The organism is Kitasatospora sp. GAS204B (genome assembly GCF_029892155.1).
Lineage (GTDB): Bacteria > Actinomycetota > Actinomycetes > Streptomycetales > Streptomycetaceae > Kitasatospora.
This window is the reverse complement of sequence record NZ_JARZAG010000042.1, coordinates 22,385-37,092: the sequence shown is the minus strand read 5'-3', so window position 1 is coordinate 37,092 and position 14,708 is coordinate 22,385. Positions and strand designations below refer to the sequence as shown.

Annotated in this window: 12 protein-coding genes; 1 reads left to right on the top strand and 11 read right to left on the bottom strand. The window is 72.8% G+C overall.

All coding sequences use genetic code 11. The features are described from left to right. The first annotated feature begins 295 nt into the window (after window positions 1-295). On the top strand, window positions 296-853 hold the full coding sequence (locus P3T41_RS34505; RefSeq protein WP_280694592.1) for a hypothetical protein: 558 nt from the start codon (window positions 296-298) through the stop codon (window positions 851-853). 109 nt (window positions 854-962) lie between these two features. Here P3T41_RS34505 and P3T41_RS34500 read toward each other — a convergent pair whose 3' ends face one another. The 11 genes from P3T41_RS34500 to carB all read right to left on the bottom strand — a co-directional run bounded on the left by P3T41_RS34500 (window position 963) and on the right by carB (window position 14,705). Then, on the bottom strand, window positions 963-3,053 hold the full coding sequence (locus P3T41_RS34500) for a primosomal protein N' (protein ID WP_280694591.1): 2,091 nt from the start codon (window positions 3,051-3,053) through the stop codon (window positions 963-965). A gap of 170 nt (window positions 3,054-3,223) precedes the next feature. Beyond that, window positions 3,224-4,417 (bottom strand): methionine adenosyltransferase, encoded by a 1,194-nt coding sequence (gene metK / locus P3T41_RS34495; RefSeq protein ID WP_280694590.1) that lies wholly within the window; start codon window positions 4,415-4,417, stop codon window positions 3,224-3,226. A gap of 138 nt (window positions 4,418-4,555) precedes the next feature. Next, window positions 4,556-5,788 carry a bifunctional phosphopantothenoylcysteine decarboxylase/phosphopantothenate--cysteine ligase CoaBC gene (gene coaBC / locus P3T41_RS34490; RefSeq protein ID WP_280694589.1) on the bottom strand — a complete coding sequence of 411 codons (1,233 nt, stop codon included), beginning with the start codon at window positions 5,786-5,788 and terminating at the stop codon, window positions 4,556-4,558. 106 nt (window positions 5,789-5,894) lie between these two features. Next, window positions 5,895-6,161, bottom strand: a complete 267-nt coding sequence (rpoZ, locus tag P3T41_RS34485; protein WP_035795751.1) for a DNA-directed RNA polymerase subunit omega — start codon at window positions 6,159-6,161, stop codon at window positions 5,895-5,897. Between the two features lie 33 nt (window positions 6,162-6,194). After that, on the bottom strand, window positions 6,195-6,752 hold the full coding sequence (gene gmk / locus P3T41_RS34480) for a guanylate kinase (protein WP_280694588.1): 558 nt from the start codon (window positions 6,750-6,752) through the stop codon (window positions 6,195-6,197). A gap of 84 nt (window positions 6,753-6,836) precedes the next feature. Next, window positions 6,837-7,163, bottom strand: coding sequence for an integration host factor, actinobacterial type (mihF, locus tag P3T41_RS34475; RefSeq protein ID WP_280694587.1), 327 nt, complete (start codon window positions 7,161-7,163; stop codon window positions 6,837-6,839). 267 nt (window positions 7,164-7,430) lie between these two features. Beyond that, entirely contained in the window at window positions 7,431-8,267 is an 837-nt protein-coding gene (pyrF, locus tag P3T41_RS34470; protein ID WP_280694586.1) for an orotidine-5'-phosphate decarboxylase, read from the bottom strand. A 9-nt stretch (window positions 8,268-8,276) separates the two neighbouring features. After that, complete coding sequence (locus tag P3T41_RS34465) at window positions 8,277-9,236, bottom strand: dihydroorotate dehydrogenase (RefSeq protein ID WP_280694585.1); 960 nt, start codon at window positions 9,234-9,236, stop codon at window positions 8,277-8,279. Next, window positions 9,236-10,102, bottom strand: a complete 867-nt coding sequence (locus tag P3T41_RS34460) for a dihydroorotate dehydrogenase electron transfer subunit (RefSeq protein WP_280694584.1) — start codon at window positions 10,100-10,102, stop codon at window positions 9,236-9,238. Before P3T41_RS34460 ends, P3T41_RS34465 begins: the two co-directional genes overlap by 1 nt. Window positions 10,103-10,233: 131 nt before the next feature. Beyond that, on the bottom strand, window positions 10,234-11,328 hold the full coding sequence (locus tag P3T41_RS34455; protein ID WP_280694583.1) for a quinone-dependent dihydroorotate dehydrogenase: 1,095 nt from the start codon (window positions 11,326-11,328) through the stop codon (window positions 10,234-10,236). Window positions 11,329-11,396: 68 nt separating this feature from the next. Next, entirely contained in the window at window positions 11,397-14,705 is a 3,309-nt protein-coding gene (gene carB / locus P3T41_RS34450; RefSeq protein WP_280694582.1) for a carbamoyl-phosphate synthase large subunit, read from the bottom strand. Window positions 14,706-14,708 lie beyond the last annotated feature (3 nt).

The following is a 14,708-nucleotide window of genomic DNA, read 5'->3' as shown; positions in this document are numbered from 1 at the left end:
GGCTCCTTCTCGGGTCAGGTGGTCACGCGGGCAGCACGTCAGTCTATGCGGTGGCGTCCCACCGCCCGGGCCCCGCCCGGCTCGCCCGCCGCAGGCCGGATCCCGCCGCCCGGGCACCTGCCGAGCGGCAACCCGAGCACGGCCCGAGCACACGCTCAACACTGACGCCCGGAACCGGACCTGTCGGACGCGTGACCCCGGACCCTGCTTCGGCGTTGGTCAAGGCAGATTGACCGTGAGTTTCACCGGGCCGGCGCGAGGCCCCATCACTTGCACGGAAGGTGGCCTGAGCACGATGGCCGAGCAGATCAACCACGACACCCGGGCACGGGCGAGCCTGCACCTGCTGGTGCGGGACATCGAACGGGTCCGCCGCCAGGTCGACGCCCTGCGGACGCTGACCGCCCAGCTGGGCAACGTCTACCGACCGCGCCGCCCCAGCAGCTCCGGCGGCTTCGTGGTGTACGGCCGGGCGCCCGCGCCGACCGTTCGCCTGGCCCAGGAGCTGCGCGAGAGCGTGGAGACGCTGGTCGCGGCGGCGGTGGAGTTCGACCGGGCGCTCGGCTTCTCCTGGGACTCGGTGGGCTCCGCCCTCGGGGTGACCAAGCAGGCGGTGCACCGCCGTTACGGGATGCGCCGCTCGGCCACCGAGCTGCTCGGGGCGGCGGGCGGCACGGCCGCTGCCGGGCCGGCGCTCGGCACCTCGCTGCCCGCCCCCACCACCTCGCGCGACGATCGCCTCGTCGAGGAGCCGGCGCCCGCTCCGGAACCGGCCTCGGCGGCGCTGGCCCGCTCGGTGCCGGCCGCCCGCCAAGGCGGCCTCGACCGCTCCGGGGTCCCGCTGCGCGGCTGACCTCGCCGCCGACGACCCGTACGCACCACCCGCGCGGCGCGCGCCTGGCCGGCCCCCTGCGGGCCCCGGCCAGGCGCCAAGGCCGCCCGGTGGGGCGGCCGACACCACCTCAGCCGATGTCCAGCGGATCGATCCGCACCTTCACCGGCTCCGCCCCGCGCAGCGCCACCCGCGCGATCTGCGCCGCCTTCAACGCCCCTGCCAGCGCACCGCCCTGACCGGGGCGCACCCGCAACAGCGCGCGCTCCTGCTCCTGACCGCGCAGCGGCGGCAGCGGCACCGGGCCGAGCACATCCGCCCCCTCCGGCAGCCGGGTCACCGCCAGCAGATCGGCCACCGCGCTCGGGGTCCCGGTGACCGCCGCCATCCGGGAGACCGGCGGGAAGCCGAGCTGGGCCCGCTCCGCCAGCTCCAGATCGGCGTGCCCGGCCGGATCCCAGCGGACCAGTGCCTGCACCGGCCGCGCGGTGGGCTCGGCCACGATCACCACCAGCCCGCCCTCCCCCGCCGGGCGGACCAGCGCGGCGGCCGCCAGCCAGAGCCGCAGCGCCTCCTCACCCGAGCGCAGGTCGGGGCGGCCGAGCAGCGCCCAGCCGTCCAGCAGCAGCGCGGCCGCGTACCCGCCGCCGTCGGCCACCGGTTCGGCCCCGGGCGTGGAGATCACCAGAGCCGGCTCCCCCGGCACGCTCGCCAGCACCGCGTCCCGGCCCGAGGTGCGCACCGGGATCCCGGGAAACGCCTTGCCCAGCTCCTCGGCCGTCCGCCTCGCCCCGACCACCTGCGCGCGCAGCCGGAACGAGCCGCACTCCTCGCAGTGCCAGTCCTCGGCGACGATCCCGCACCAGGCGCACCGGAGCGCCTGCTCCGCGCCGAGCGCCTCCAGCGGCCCGGCGCAGTGCCTGCAGCGGGCCGGGGTGCGGCAACGCCCGCAGGCCAGCCGGGGAACGTAGCCGCGGCGCGGCACCTGGACCAGCACCGGACCGCTGCGCAGCGCCTCCCGGGCCGCCTGCCAGGCCACCGTCGGCAGCCGGGCGGCCTGCGCCGCGGCGTCCCTGGCCTGGTCGCCCTCCTCGACGGTGCGCACCCGGGGCGCGGTCTCGCGGACCGTCGCCCGGTCGGCGGCCAGCGGGCGCGCCCAGCCGGTGCGCAGCAGTTGCGCGCCCTCCACCGTCATCGCGAGCCCGCCGAGCAGCACGGCGGCGCCCTCCTCGGCGGCGCGCAGCAGCGCGACCTCGCGCACGTGCGGGTGCGGGGTGCGCGGGTCGCTGTGGCTGCTGTCGCCGTCCGACCAGACGATCAGCAGGCCGAGGTCGTGCACCGGTGCGAAGACCGTGGCGCGGGTGCCGATCACGGCGCGCACCGAACCCCGGCTGACGGCCAGCCAGTTGCGGTAGCGCTCCTTCGGGCCGAGGTCGGCGGTCAGCACGGCGTGCCGCTCGGGGCCGCCGAGCAGCTCGGTCAAGGCGGCGTCGACCCGGGCGACGGCCCGTCCGTCGGGCAGCACCACCAGCGCGCCACGACCGCCGGCCAGCGCGGCGACGACGGCGGTGGCGATCTCGCGCGGCCAGTCGGGCCCCGGCAGTGCCGTCCAGACCGCGCGCGGGGCGTGCCCGGCCGTGACCGCGGTCAGGTACTCGGGGCCCTGCGGGTAGCGCTGCCAGCCGCCGGCGGCCGGGGCGGCGGGCGGCGGCAGCGGGGCGGGCGAGGGCTCGGCCTCGGCCTCGGCCTTGGCGTGCCGGGGCGGCACGGCGAGCTGCAGCACGTCGGCCAGCGTGCCGGCGTAGCGGTCGGCGACGGTCCGGCTGAGCTTCAGCAGGTGCGGGGTCAGCACCCGCTCGGGCGAGAGCACCTGGGCCAGCGGGGCCAGCGGCCCGGCGTAGTCGGTGCCGGCGAGGCGGGCGACGATGAACCCGTCGTGCAGCTCGCCGCCCTCCCGGCGGCCGCCGGCGCCCACCCGGGCCCCGAACCGGACTCGGACCCGGACGCCCGGCTGAGCCTGGTCCGCCATCGCGACGGGCACGGCGTAGTCGAAGAACTGGTCGAGATGGAGCAGGCCCTTGTCGACCACGACGCGGGCCACCGGCAGCTCCTCGGCCAGGTGCGCCCCGCGCCAGGTGCGCGGCTTGGCCCGGCGGACCGTCTCGCGGATCAGCGCCAGCTGCTCGGGCGGCCCGCCGGGCGGGGTGTCGTCGCCGCTCATCTGCCTCTCCACCCCCTTCCTGCCGAGCTTGATCGCTCCAGTCGTACCACGCCGCACCGACAGCCCCGGACCACCGCACCCAGGGTCTGTCCGGACACGGACAGACCGCAGCGGCGGTGCCCCCCTGCCGGGAGGTCACCGCCGCTGCGGTCTGTCGAACAGGCGCGGCCTCAGGCCTGAGCGGCCGCCTTCAGCTGCTCGGCGCGGTCGGTGCGCTCCCAGGTGAAGTCCGGCAGCTCACGGCCGAAGTGGCCGTAGGCGGCGGTCTGGGAGTAGATCGGGCGCAGCAGGTCCAGGTCGCGGATGATCGCAGCCGGGCGCAGGTCGAAGACCTGGGTGACGGCCTCCTGGATCTTCAGCACCGGGACGGTCTCGGTGCCGAAGGTCTCCACGAACAGGCCCACCGGCTCCGCCTTGCCGATCGCGTACGCGACCTGCACCTCGGCGCGGGTGGCCAGGCCCGCGGCGACGATGTTCTTGGCGACCCAGCGCATCGCGTAGGCGGCCGAGCGGTCGACCTTGGACGGGTCCTTGCCGGAGAAGGCGCCGCCACCGTGGCGGGCCATGCCGCCGTAGGTGTCGATGATGATCTTGCGGCCGGTCAGGCCGGCGTCGCCCATCGGGCCGCCGATCTCGAAGCGGCCGGTCGGGTTCACCAGCAGGCGGAAGTCCGAGGTGTCGATGGTCAGCCCGGCCAGCACCGGCTCCACCACGAACTCGCGGATGTCGGGCGCCAGCAGCGAGTCCAGGTCGATGTCGCTGGCGTGCTGGGTGGAGACCACCACGGTGTCCAGGCGCACGGCCTTGTCGCCGTCGTACTCGATGGTGACCTGGGTCTTGCCGTCCGGGCGCAGGTACGGGATGGTCCCGTTCTTGCGCACCTCGGTCAGCCGGCGCGACAGGCGGTGCGCCAGGGTGATCGGCAGCGGCATCAGCTCGGGCGTGTCGTCGCACGCGTAGCCGAACATCAGACCCTGGTCGCCGGCGCCCTGACGGTCCAGCTCGTCCTCGTCGCCCTCGACGCGGTGTTCGTGAGCGCTGTCCACACCCTGCGCGATGTCCGGGGACTGCGACCCGATCGAGACCGAGACGCCGCAGGAGGCGCCGTCGAAGCCCTTCTTCGAGCTGTCGTACCCGATCTCCAGGATCTTCTCCCGGACCAGCTGCGCGATCGGCGCGTACGCCTTGGTGGTGACCTCACCGGCGACGTGCACCTGGCCGGTGGTGATCAGCGTCTCCACGGCGACCCGGGAGGTCGGGTCGTCCTTGAGGAGGGCGTCGAGGATGGTGTCGCTGATCTGGTCAGCGATCTTGTCGGGGTGTCCCTCGGTGACGGACTCCGAGGTGAACAGGCGGCGAGACACAGCGCTCCCTGGGGTTGCAGCGGCTGCTGACTGAACGCTCCCGGCCGGGCCGGGGCATCCGGAAAGACTTGATTCCTGGAGTGTAACGGTCGGCTATCGCCGATCAACACTCCCCAGCACGTTTATGGACGCGTTGTCTCAGTGGCTGGGCACCCCGAGCCGCGCGGCCACCAGATCCCAGATCGCGTCCGCGACGTCCTCCTTGGGCCCGGGCGCGATCGGCGTCTCGGAACCGTCGGCGCCCAGCACCACGGCCTCGTTGGTGTCCGTACCGAAGGCCCGGCCCTCGCCCACCTCGTTCACCACCAGCAGGTCGCAACCCTTGCGGGCCAGCTTGGCCCGACCGTTGGCCAGCACCTGGTCGGTCTCGGCGGCGAAGCCGACCACCAGCTGTCCGGGGCGCGCCCGGCTGCCGGACAGCTCGGCGAGGATGTCCGGATTGCGCACCAGGGCGACCGGCGCGGGCTCCGCACCGTCCTTCTTCTTGATCTTCACCGCGGCGTACTCGGCCGGCCGGAAGTCGGCGACCGCGGCGGCCATCACCACCACGTCCGCCTCGGCCGCCGCCTTCACGGCGGCTTCGCGCAGCTCGAGGGCGGTGGTGACGTTGACCACAGCCACCCCGGCCGGGTCCGGCAGCTCCACGTTGGCGGCCAGCAGGGTGACCCGGGCGCCGCGCGCGGCGGCGGTCACGGCGAGTGCGTAGCCCTGCTTGCCGGAGGAGCGGTTGCCCAGGTAGCGCACCGGGTCCAGCGGCTCACGGGTGCCACCGGCCGAGACGACCACGTGACGGCCGGCCAGGTCGGCCTGCCCCGCGCGGCCGGACAGCACCCGGCGGCAGGCGGCGAAGATCGCGTCCGGATCGGGCAGCCGGCCCTTGCCGGTGTCCACCCCGGTCAGCCGGCCGACCGCCGGTTCCAGCACGATCGCGCCGCGCCGGCGCAGGCTGGCGACGTTCTCCTGGGTCGCGGCGTGCTCCCACATCTCGGTGTGCATCGCGGGTGCGAAGACCACCGGGCAGCGGGCGGTCAGCAGGGTGTTGGTGAGCAGGTCGTCGGCCAGGCCGTGGGCGGCCTTGGCGAGGAGGTCGGCGGTGGCGGGCGCGACCACCACCAGGTCGGCCCGCTGCCCGATCCGCACGTGCGGGACCTCGTGCACCCGGTCCCAGGTCTCGGTGGCGGCCGGCCGGCCGGAGAGCGCGGCCCAGGTGGCCTCGCCGACGAAGTGCAGCGCCGCCGCGGTCGGCACCACGGTGACCTGGTGCCCGGACTCGCTGAACCGGCGCAGCAGCTCGCACGCCTTGTAGGCGGCGATCCCGCCGCTGACACCGAGGACCACCTGGGGCTGCCGCGAGGGGCTCGTCTCACTCACCAGCTCACCTTAGAGCCACCAGCCCCCGGACATGCCAAGGGGCCCACCGGACGGATCCGGTGGGCCCCTTGAAGGCACATCAGCCTGTGCGCATCAGACGCTGCCGTCAGGCGACGTCGACGGCCTCGGCGGTCAGCATGCCGGCGTTGATCTCGCGCAGCGCGATCGACAGCGGCTTCTCGTGCACGTGGGTGTCGACCAGCGGGCCGACGTATTCCAGCAGACCCTCGCCCAGCTGCGAGTAGTACGCGTTGATCTGACGCGCGCGCTTGGCCGCGTAGATCACCAGGCTGTACTTCGAGTCCGTGGCCTCAAGCAGCTCGTCGATCGGCGGGTTGATGATGCCCTCGGGCGCGGTCATAGAAGAGGACACGCGAAAACCTTCCGAAAGATGGAAAAGAAAAGGTCAGGCTACACCGAGCAAGGCTAGCAGCTCGGCCGTCACCTGCTCGACCGAGTTGTTCACCAGCGTGGTGTCGAACTCCGGCTCCGCCGCCAGCTCGACCTTCGCGGCGGCCAGCCGCTCGTCGATGACCTCCTGCGGTTCGGTGCCGCGCCCGGTGAGCCGGCGCACCAGCTCCTCCCAGCTCGGCGGGGCCAGGAAGACCAGCTGCGCCTGCGGCATCGACTCCCGCACCTGGCGCGCACCCTGCAGGTCGATCTCCAGCACCACGGGTACGCCGCGTTCCAGCTTCTCCTCGACCGCCGCGCGCGGGGTGCCGTACTTGTTGCCGGCGAAGACGGCCCACTCCAGCAGTTCGCCGTTGGCGACTAGCTTGTCGAACTCGTCGCTGTCGACGAAGTGGTAGTGGACCCCGTCCTTCTCGCCGGGCCGCGGGTGCCGGGTGGTCGCCGACACCGAGAGCCAGACCTCGGGATGCTGCTGCCTCAGATGAGCGACGACCGTGCTCTTGCCGACCCCCGAAGGGCCGGAGAGCACGGTCAGCCGCGGACGTTCACTCATGCCCCGATTATCCCGGATTCTGGACGAACCGGAGACCACCGGGAGGCGGTCGGCCGAACGACCGGCGAACCGGTCGGCCCCCGATCAGGACGGCGTGCCGCCGAACTCCCGCTCCAGGGAGGCGATCTGGTTCGTGCCGAGGCCGCGAACCCGACGGCTCTCGCTGATGCCGAGCCGCTCCATGATCTGCTTGGCGCGGACCTTGCCGACGCCCGGGAGGCTCTCCAGCAGCGCGGAGACCTTCATCTTGCCGATGACCTCGTTGTCGGCCTTGCCGGCCTTGATCACCTCGTGCAGGGAGGCGCCCGAGTGCTTGAGCCGGTTCTTCACCTCGGCGCGCTCCCGGCGAGCCTCGGCGGCCTTGGCCAGCGCGGCCGCGCGCTGTTCAGGGGTAAGGGGCGGAAGAGCCACGCCGTTCACCTCAGGGTCTGGAAGGAATTGAAGTGCTAGGACATTGGTCGAACCAGGCGCCTGCCACAGCCTGTTGAGGCTGCGACCGCAGTGGAACCTAGCCGCTCTGACCTGCGAGAGCAACGAGAAACTCACCGCCGTGGGTACCTACCGCCGGACACTACCCGGATTGCGCGCCCACGTCAGGAAAAGAAGCCGAAAAGTCCTGGTCAGCACAGGTAGGCCAGGACTTTTCGGGAGAAATCGGCCCGGTTTGGGCCCTGTTCGTCAAGCGAGTGTGACAGCCCTCACATCGTCGACGAAGCGCTGTGCGGCCTCCCGCAGCGCCGTGACCGAGGGTCCGTGCTTGAGCACATCGCGGCTGACGCTCGGTACCACGTCGGGTACGGCCGCCCCGAAGACCCGCGGCAGGTCGGCCATGGTCGCGCCCTGGGCGCCGATTCCGGGGGCCAGCAGCGGGCCGTTGATCGCCAGGTCCACGCCCGCGTCGGCCAGCGTCGCGCCGACCACCGCGCCGAACGAGCCGAGCGGCCGGGCGTCGGCGTTCTCGGCCGCCAGGTGGCGCAGCACCCGCTGCGCCACGCTCACCCCGTCCGCGGCCACGGCGCGCTGCACCTCGAAGCCCTCCGGGTTGGAGGTGAGGGCGAGTGCGAAGATGCCGCAGCCCTGCTCGCGGGCCAGGTCGAGCGCCGGGCGCAGCGAACCGAAGCCGAGGTAGGGGCTGACCGTGAGGGCGTCGGAGAAGAGCGGGCTGTCGGGCCGCAGGAAGGCCTCGGCGTAGGCGGCCATGGTCGAGCCGATGTCGCCGCGCTTGGCGTCCATCAGCACCAGCGCGCCGGCCGCCCGGGCCTCGGCGACGGTGCGCTCCAGCACGGCGACGCCCTTGCTGCCGAACCGCTCGAAGAAGGCGGCCTGCGGCTTGAGCACGGCGACCCGGTCGGCGAGCGCCTCGACCACGGTGCGGCTGAAGGCCTCCAGGCCGGCCAGGTCGTCGCCCAGACCCCAGGCGGAGAGCAGGGCGGCGTGCGGGTCGATGCCGACGCAGAGCTGGCCGCGGTCGTCCATGGCCTGGCGCAGCCGGGCGCCGAAGGGGGCGAGAGTCATGACGTCCTTTCAGGACGGGTCGGGGCGGTGGGCGAACCCCACCGCGTCGGTGTACTTGGCGAAGCCGCGGGCGGCCAGCTCGGTGCGCAGCTCGGCGAGGATCCGCCGCGGCGCGGCCGGGTCCTGGAAGAGGGCGGTCCCCACCGCCACCCCGCTGGCCCCGGCCAGGGTGAACTCCAGCGCGTCCCGGCCGCTGCGGATGCCGCCCATGCCGAGGATCGGCACCTGCGGGATCCGCCCGGCGAGCATCGCGGCGTGCACCTCGTAGACGCAGCGCACCGCGATCGGGCGCAGCGCGGGCCCGGAGAGCCCGCCGGCGCCGGCCGCCAGCGCGGGGCGCATGGTGTCCAGGTCGACGGCCAGGCCCAGGGCGGTGTTGATCATCGACAGGCCGTCGGCCCCGGCGTGCCCGCAGGCGGCGGCGATCTCGGTGATCGAGGTGACGTCGGGCGAGAGCTTGGCGTAGATGGGCAGTTCGGGGTCGGCGACCTTGCGCACGGCGCGCACCACGTCGTACGAGGTGGCGGGATTGCGGCCGAAGACCAGGCCGCGGTCGGCCAGGTTGGGGCAGGAGATGTTGAGTTCCAGGCCGACCAGGCCCGGCTGTCCGTTCAGCCGCTCGGCCGTCTCGGTGAACTCCTCCAGGCGCTGACCGGCGATCGAGACCAGCACCCGGGCGCCGCGCTCGGCCAGCCAGGGCAGCTCGTGCCGGACGAAGTGCTCGATGCCCGAGCCCTGCAGCCCGATCGAGTTGAGCATCCCGGCGGGCGTCTCGGCCATCCGCGGGGTGGCCTCGCCGGACCGGGGGTAGGGCATGATCGTCTTGGTCGTGACGGTGCCCAACTCGTCCAGCGGGACGAATCTGGCCAGCTCGCGCCCGTAGCCCGCGCAGCCGGAGGCGGTGCTGAGCGGGTTGGGCAGGGTGAGCGCGCCGAGCGGGGCGCTGAGGTCGACGTCCTGCGGGTCCATCAGGCCTCTCCCCCCGTCGCACCGCGCATCGCCGCGGCGCCTTCCAGGTCGGCGGGCACCGTCCCGATGTCCGCCCAGCGCACCCTGGCGCCCTCGAACACCGGCCCGTCGGTGCAGGCCCGCACGAAACGGCTGCGGCCGTCCTCGCCGACCACCGGCAGCACGCAGGTCATGCAGATCCCGGTGCCGCAGGCCATCGCCGCCTCGACCGCGACGTGGGTGCGCACCCCTTGCTCGGCGGCGATCTCGGTGACCTGCCGCAGCATCCCCATCGGCCCGCAGGCGTAGACCACGCCGGCCCCGATCGCCCGGATCGCCTCGGCCAGCGGGTCGGTCGCCCGGCCGGTCAGGCCGAGCGAGCCGTCCTCGGTGAGCACCAGCACGTCCTGGGTGAGCGCCCGGGCCTGCTCGACCCCGTACAGCCGCTCGGCGGTGGCAGCGGCCAGCAGGAAGCCGACCTGCCCGCCGCGCCGCTGGATCTCGGCGCCGAGCGCGAAGAGCGGCGCGCCGCGGTGGCCACCGGCCACCAGCAGCGCGCTGACCGGGCCGTCCGGCAGCGGGAAGGGGGTGCCGAGCGGGGCGATCAGGTCGAGCCGCTCGCCCACCCGGGCAGCGGCCAGCTGCCGGCTGCCGGCCCCGCGAGCGGCGATCACCAGCTCGACGGTGCCGGCCGCCGGGTCGGCCCGGTGGATCGAGAAGGCCCGGCGCAGTGGCAGCGCCGAGCTCTCGTCGCCCACCGCCAGGGTGGCGAAGTGCCCGGGCCGCACCCGCTGCGGCACACCGGGGGCGTGCAGCACCAAGCGGTGGCAGGCCCCTTCGGGGTGGTTGGCGAGCACCTCGGCCCGCAGCTGCAGGGGGTTGGCCATCCTTGGGCCCCTTTCGACCGGTCCTGTCGGTTCGCTGGCTCCCGGAACTCTCCCAAACCCGTCCGGCGAATGTCACATTGCCCCGATTTATGACAGATCATCAGATGATCATGTCAATTCGGGTACGGCCCTCAGGCGCCCGAACCCACCGCCTCGGCAATGCTCTTGAAGCCCGCCTGCCGCAGCCGCCGGCCCAGCCCCTGGTGCACCCGGCGCATCCAGAACGGGCCCTCGTAGATGAACCCGGTGTACCCCTGGACCAGGTCGGCGCCGGCCACGATCCGCTGCCAGGCGTCCTCGGCGGTCTCGATCCCGCCGACCGAGACCAGCACCAGGCGCCCCTCGGTCCGCTTGCGCAGCCGCTTGAGCACCTCCAGCGAGCGGTCCTTCAGCGGCGCCCCGGAGAGCCCGCCCATGCCGATCTGCTCGATCCGGGCGGCCGGCGCCAGCAGGCCCTCGCGGCCGATCGTGGTGTTGGTGGCGATGATGCCGTCCAGGCCGAGCTCCAGCGCCAGATCGGCGACCGCGTCCACGTCCTCGTCGGCCAGGTCGGGCGCGATCTTCACCAGCAGCGGCACGTGGTGCGCGGTGGCCTGGTCGGCGGCCGCGCGCACGGCGCTCAGCAGCGGGCCCAGGTGCGAGACGGCCTGGAGGTTGCGCAGCCCCGGGGTGTTCGGCGAGGAGACGTTGACCACCAGGTAGTCCGCGTGCTTGGCCAGCCGCTCGGTGCTCTTGACGTAGTCGGCGACCGCGTCGGCCTCCTCCACCACCTTGGTCTTGCCGATGTTCACCCCGACCACCGGCGACATCGAGCCGCGCTGGCGCTGCGCGAGGCGGGCCGCGATCCGGGCCGAGCCCTGGTTGTTGAAGCCCATCCGGTTGATCAGCGCGCGGTCCTCGACCAGCCGGAAGAGCCGCGGCGCCGGGTTGCCGGGCTGCGGCTCACCGGTGACCGTGCCGATCTCCACGTAGTCGAAGCCGAGCATCGCCAGGCCGTCGATCCCGATCGCGTTCTTGTCGAAGCCGGCGCCGAGCCCGAACGGACCCGGCAGGTCCAGGCCGAGCGCGGTGGTGCGCAGCGCCGCGTCGCGCGGCGCGAGCACCAGGGCGACCAGCTGGCGCAGGCCCGGCACCGAGGCGGCCAGCCGGATCCAGAAGAAGGCCAGGTGGTGGGCCTTCTCGGGGTCCATCTTGCGGAAGACCAGGTTGAAAAGCTGCTTGTACACGCGCGCGGCGCCTTCCTCACATGGGTGTGGGAGGCACCCAGACTGGGTGCCTCCCACACAGGATCCTGCTACTTGCGGCTGGAGTTGATCAGCGCCGCGTGCTCCTGCAGCGACATCACCCCGACGTCGCCCCGGGTCATCGCGTCGATGCCCTGCACGGCCGCGCCCATCGCCTGCACAGTGGTCAGGCAGGGCACGCCCCGGGAGACCGCGGCGGTGCGGATCTCGTAGCCGTCCAGGCGGCCGCCGGTGCCGTACGGCGTGTTGATGATCAGGTCGACCTCGCCGTCGTGGATCAGCTGCACGATGGTCCGCTCGCCGTTCGGGCCCTGGCCCTCGCTGTGCTTGCGCACCAGCGTGGACGGGATGCCGCCGCGCTGCAGCACCTCGGCGGTGCCGGCCGTGGCGAGCACCTCGAAGCCCAGCTCGACCAGCGCCCGGGCCGGGAAGACCAGGTTGCGCTTGTCCCGGTTGGCCACCGAGACGAAGACCTTGCCCTTGGTCGGCAGCGCGCCGTAGGCGCCGGCCTGGGCCTTGGCGTAGGAGGTGCCGAAGACCGTGTCGATGCCCATGACCTCACCGGTCGAGCGCATCTCCGGGCCGAGCACGGTGTCCACGCCGCGCCCGTGGATGTCGCGGAAGCGGCTCCACGGCATCACGGCCTCCTTGACCGAGATCGGGCAGTCGGCCGGCAGCGTGCCGCCGTCGCCCTCGGCCGGCAGCATGCCCTCGGCGCGCAGCTCGGCGATGGTGGCGCCGAGCGAGATCCGGGCCGCCGCCTTGGCCAGCGGCACGGCGGTCGCCTTGGAGGTGAACGGGACGGTCCGGGAGGCGCGCGGGTTGGCCTCCAGGACGTAGAGGATGTCCCCGGCCAGCGCGAACTGGATGTTGATCAGACCGCGCACCCCGACGCCGCGGGCGATCGCCTCGGTGGAGGTCCGCAGCCGCTTGATGTCGTAGCCGCCCAGGGTGATCGGCGGCAGCGCGCAGGCCGAGTCGCCCGAGTGGATGCCGGCCTCCTCGATGTGCTCCATCACGCCGCCGAGGTAGAGCTCGGTGCCGTCGTAGAGCGCGTCGACGTCGATCTCCACCGCGTCGTCCAGGAAGCGGTCGATCAGCACCGGGTGCTCGGAGATCAGCCCGGCGTGCCGCTCCAGGTAGGAGGCGAGGCTGGGCTCGTCGTAGACGATCTCCATGCCGCGCCCGCCGAGCACGTAGGACGGGCGGGCCAGCACCGGGTAGCCGATCTCGTCGGCGATCGCCTTGGCCTCCTCGAAGGAGAAGGCGGTGCCGTGCTTGGGGGCCGGCAGGCCGGCGTCCCGCAGCACCCGGCCGAACGCGCCGCGCTCCTCGGCGAGGTCGATCGCCTCGGGCTGGGTGCCGACGATCGGCACGCCGTTGTCCTTGAGCGCCTGCGCCAGGCCGAGCGGGGTCTGGCCGCCGAGCTGCACGATGACGCCGGCCAGCGGCCCCGCCTGCGACTCGGCGTGCACGATCTCCAGCACGTCCTCCAGGGTGAGCGGCTCGAAGTAGAGCCGGTCGGAGGTGTCGTAGTCGGTGGAGACGGTCTCCGGGTTGCAGTTGACCATGACGGTCTCGTAGCCGGCCTCGGCGAGCGCGAAGGAGGCGTGCACGCAGGAGTAGTCGAACTCGATGCCCTGGCCGATCCGGTTCGGACCCGAGCCGAGGATGATCACCGCGGGCTTGGTGCGCGGGGCGACCTCGTTCTCCTCGTCGTAGGAGGAGTAGAAGTACGGGGTCCTGGCGGCGAATTCGGCGGCGCAGGTGTCGACCGTCTTGAAGACCGGGCGGATGCCGAGCGCGTGCCGCACCTCGCGGACCACGTCCGGCTTGAGGCCGCGGATCTCGCCGATCTGCTGGTCGGAGAAGCCGTGCCGCTTGGCGTGGCGCAGCAGCTCGGGGTCGAGCTCGGCGGTCTGGGCCAGCTCCGCGGCGATCTCGTTCAGCAGGAAGAGCTGGTCGACGAACCACGGGTCGATCTTGGTGGCCTCGAACACCTCCTCCTGGGTGGCGCCGGCCCGGATCGCCTGCATCACGGTGTTGATCCGACCGTCGGTCGGGACCTGAGCCTTCGTCAGCAGCTCGTCCTTCTCGCCCGGTTCGCCGATCCAGCTGAACTGGGAGCCCTTCTTCTCCAGCGAGCGCAGCGCCTTGTTCAGCGCCTCGGGGAAGTTGCGGCCCATCGCCATGGCCTCGCCGACCGACTTCATGGTGGTGGTCAGCGTGGCGTCGGCCGACGGGAACTTCTCGAAGGCGAACCGCGGGACCTTGACCACCACGTAGTCCAGGGTCGGCTCGAAGGAGGCCGGCGTCTGCTCGGTGATGTCGTTGGGGATCTCGTCCAGGGTGTAGCCGACGGCCAGCTTGGCGGCGATCTTGGCGATCGGGAAGCCGGTGGCCTTGGAGGCGAGCGCCGAGGAGCGGGAGACCCGGGGGTTCATCTCGATCACGATGACCCGGCCGTCCTCCGGGTTGACCGCGAACTGGATGTTGCAGCCACCGGTGTCGACGCCGACCTCGCGGATCACCGCGATGCCGATGTCGCGCAGGATCTGGTACTCGCGGTCGGTCAGCGTCATGGCCGGCGCGACGGTGATCGAGTCGCCGGTGTGCACGCCCATCGGGTCGAAGTTCTCGATCGAGCAGACGACCACGACGTTGTCGTTCTTGTCGCGCATCAGCTCGAGCTCGTACTCCTTCCAGCCGAGGATGGACTCCTCCAGGAGCACCTCGGTGGTCGGCGACAGGGTCAGGCCCTGGCCGGCGATCCGGCGCAGGTCCTCCTCGTCGTGCGCGAAGCCGGAGCCGGCGCCGCCCATGGTGAAGGAGGGGCGGACCACGACCGGGTAGCCGCCGAGCGTCTCGACGCCCGCGATCACGTCGTCCATCGAGTGGCAGATCACCGAGCGGGCCGACTCGCCGTGGCCGATCTTGGCGTTGACGGCCTCGACGACCTCCTTGAACAGCTGGCGGTCCTCGCCCTTGTTGATCGCCTCGACGTTGGCGCCGATCAGCTCCACGCCGTACTTCTCCAGGGTGCCCGCCTGGTGCAGCGAGATCGCGGTGTTCAGCGCGGTCTGGCCGCCCAGGGTGGGCAGGAGCACGTCGGGGCGCTCCTTGGCGATGATCTTCTCGACGAACTCGGGGGTGATCGGCTCGACGTAGGTGGCGTCGGCGATCTCCGGGTCGGTCATGATCGTCGCCGGGTTGGAGTTCACCAGCACGACCCGCAGGCCCTCGGCCCGCAGCACGCGGCAGGCCTGGGTGCCGGAGTAGTCGAACTCGGCCGCCTGGCCGATCACGATCGGGCCGGAACCGATGACCAGAACGGACTTGATGTCAGTGCGCTTGGGCACGGG